The following is a 3,092-nucleotide window of genomic DNA, read 5'->3' as shown; positions in this document are numbered from 1 at the left end:
CGCCTCCAGGCCGAGGCGGCGATCCGGCCGAGCAGCGGCGTCCAGTCCCGGGCCCGGGCCGGCGGGCTCAGCCGGCGCTCCGCCTCGCCGAGCCGCCCGGCCAGGTGGGCGCCGTCCGCGGCCAGCGCGGTCAGGGTGGCCGGCTGCGGCGAGGGCGGCTCGGCCCGGTAGTACCCGGGCACGTCCAGCAGGCCGCGCAGGGCGGCGTGCAGCCGGCTGACGGAGGTCTCCGCCAGCGGCGCCAGCCGGCCCGAACGGACGGCCGCGACCCTCGCGGACAGCTCCTCGCGGCGGTGCAGCGCGGCCCGTGCGGCCCGCACCGTCCGGGCCGCCCCCTCGGCGATCCGCCGGTCCGTCACCTCCGGCAGCAGGCGGGCGATCCCGGCCGCCGTGGCCTCCTCGTCGGCGGCGAGCAGGGCCGCGGCCGCCTCCCGCCCGGCCGCGCGGAGCGCCCGCGAGGAGGCGGGGTCGCGCGGGGCCAGGAAGTGCCAGAACGGCGGCGGCGGCAGCACCGGCACGTCCCCGCCGGCCCGCCACAGCAGCGAGCCGTCCTGCGCGTCGTGGCAGTGCACCCGGTGCGGGTCGGTCAGCACGCACTCGGCGCCGCCCCCGGGCATCCGGGCGACCGCCCAGGGCTCGCAGGAGGCCGCGGCGCGCAGCCCGGCGGTGCGGCCGTCGGTGCCCTCCAGCCGGTGGTCCCAGCCGCGGGCGTCCTTCTCCGGGCCGCGCAGCACCCGGAAGCCGGCCAGGCCGGCGCGGTGGCCGAGCGGGGAGGCGTCGGCGTCCGCGTCCGGCGGCAGCGCGACCAGCGAGAGCAGCTGGACCCGGTGGCCGTCCGGCACGGGCGCGGCGGCGAACGCCGGACGGTCGAACGCGCCGGTCCGGCCGCCGGTGGCCGGGTCGAGGCGGTCCCAGTCCTCGTCGCCGTGCGCGCTGCGGCTCCACACGGTGGTGCCGTCGGAGAGCTGCCGGGACGCGGCCAGGCCGTCCCGGTCGCCGGGGCGCAGGATCCGGGCGCCGTCGTGGCGGCCGGTGCGGTCGGCGGTCTCGAACTGGCAGGCGGTGGCCGACCAGGTCCGCAGGCCGGTGGCCCGGGCCGGCTCGAAGACCTCCCCGGGCCGGGACGCCCAGTACGCCTGCCAGGTGTACGGGTGCTTGGTGTCGGTCGTCCAGGCCACCAGCAGGTCGCCGCCGGCGTAGTTCACGGCGTGCAGCGCGGCGTCCCCGGGCAGCGCGAGGACGTGGTCCGCCCGGCGGCCGCGGTGGTCGACCGCGATCGCGCGGTCCCGGGTGAAGAGGGTGAGCACCGGCCAGGTGGTGGTCGTGCCGGCCGGCGGGGCGCCGAGGTCGGCGAGCGCCTCGTCCAGGGCGGGCCAGCCGAGTTCCTCGGGCAGGCCGGCGCGGAGGGTGCGCAGCAGCGGGCCGGTGAGGTCGACGGCGGCGAGCGCCTCCTCGATGCCGTCCAGGGCGGTCGCGGTCGGCCGGTCGAGCAGGGTCTCCAGCACGCCGAGGGCGTCCTCGGCGGCGCCGAGTCCGCCGTCGGCGAGCTCGTCGAGCAGGCCGGTGATCCGGGCGCGGACGGCGCCGGCGATCGCCGGGTTCTCCGGCAGCCGGGTCACCGCGGTACCGCGCCGCAGGTCGGCGTGGACGGTGCCCTCCAGCCGCGCGCCGAGCACCGGGTCGGCGGCGAGCGCCCGCAGGTCGCGGCGGGACTCGCCGCCCCAGACGACCAGCGGGACCGTCCGCGGCGGCGTCTCCACCGGGATGCCCTCGGCCAGGCAGGCGTCGGCGAGGTCGGCGTCCAGCCCGGACGAGCGGTACTGCGCCTCGTGCAGCCGCACCGGGACGCCCTCGGCACGCAGCCGGCCGGCCAGCGGTGGCAGCAGCTCGAAGAACTCCGGCGGCAGCGGACGGCGGGTGATCCCGCCGCCGCCCACCCGGTTGTAGGCGTAGGTGTACGACAGCCGGCCGAGCCAGCCGGCGAGCCCCGCGGACGGGGTGAGCCGGCCCGCGGCGAGCGCGTCCACCACGCCCGCGGCGCGCAGCAGGCGCACCCAGGCCCCGCCGCCGGCGGTCGGCGCGAAGCCGAGGGCGGTCACGGCCGGCGGGAACATCTCCAGCAGTCCGGCGCGGACCGCGTCGGTCGGCGGGTGGGCCGCGAGCAGGGCGGCGGCGCCGTCCAGCAGGGCGTCCGGCACCGGGCGGCCCGGACAGCCGGCCAGCACCTCGCCGAGCAGCGCCGCCGCCTCGTCCGGGCCGCGGCCGGCGGCCTTGGCGGACGCCCGCAGCCGGGTGTGCAGGTCGGCCGGCGGCACCGCCCCGCCCGACCCCCAGGCCCGGACGTACCGCACGAACTCCCGGTGCGCCTCCGCCGGCGGCAGGGCGGCGGCGAGCCGGCGCTGCTGGGCGGAGAGCTCCGCCGCGGGCAGCACGCCGAGCCCTGCCACCAGCACGGCGTTCGCCCGCTGGAAGGCCGGATCGGCGGCGCCCCCGCCCTGCCGCTCGGCCTCCCTGGCCAGCCTGTACGCCTGCCCGGCCTGCCGCGGCAGCACCCGGGCGAGCCGGTGGCCGACGGTGTCCCAGAACCAGGGCAGGTGCTCGGGCGGCAGGCGCCTGCTGCGCGACTGCAGACCGCCCAGGTACTGGGCCGGCTTCCGGCGGGCCCGGGGCGGGACGCCGTCGAAGACGTCCGCGAACTGCTGCCGCGCGCCCGCCTCCGCACCCGGAGACCTGACGGACAGCCAGTCCAGGTACACCGTCGAGGCGGTGGGGTCGGTGGGCAGCGGCACGCTCGGCTCGGACATGCGGGCGATCCTGCCACGCTCCCCCGACACCCCGTCCCGGGCTGCGGGCCCCGCTGTCGGCGGTGCGGGGGACACTGCTCCGCGGAACCTGCCGAGGAGGGGCGCCGTGGGCACCTGGGGTACCGGACCGTTCGACAACGACTCGGCGGCGGACTTCGCCTGCCGGCTGGACCGTGCCGCCGGGCGCGAGGCGGTGCTCCGCGGCGTGCTGGAGCGGACGGCCGCCGCCACCGGGTACATCGGCGGGGGCCCGGGGGGGGGGGGGGGGGGGGGGGGGGGGGGCGGGGG

The 3,092-nt window shown here is 80.4% G+C and carries 2 pseudogenes; one reads left to right on the top strand and one right to left on the bottom strand.

Annotation, left to right across the window (positions count from 1 at the left end):
* Positions 1-2,804: pseudogene (locus tag ABD353_RS22475) on the bottom strand (hypothetical protein); the annotation flags it as partial.
* On the opposite strand from ABD353_RS22475, the pseudogene ABD353_RS22470 reads away from it, so the two are divergent.
* A pseudogene (locus ABD353_RS22470) lies at positions 2,803-3,092 on the top strand (DUF4259 domain-containing protein); the annotation flags it as partial. The pseudogenes ABD353_RS22475 and ABD353_RS22470 overlap by 2 nt on opposite strands.

The organism is Kitasatospora arboriphila, assembly GCF_039528095.1.
In the GTDB taxonomy this organism is placed as follows: domain Bacteria; phylum Actinomycetota; class Actinomycetes; order Streptomycetales; family Streptomycetaceae; genus Kitasatospora; species Kitasatospora arboriphila.
This window is presented reverse-complemented; position numbering and strand designations above follow the sequence as displayed.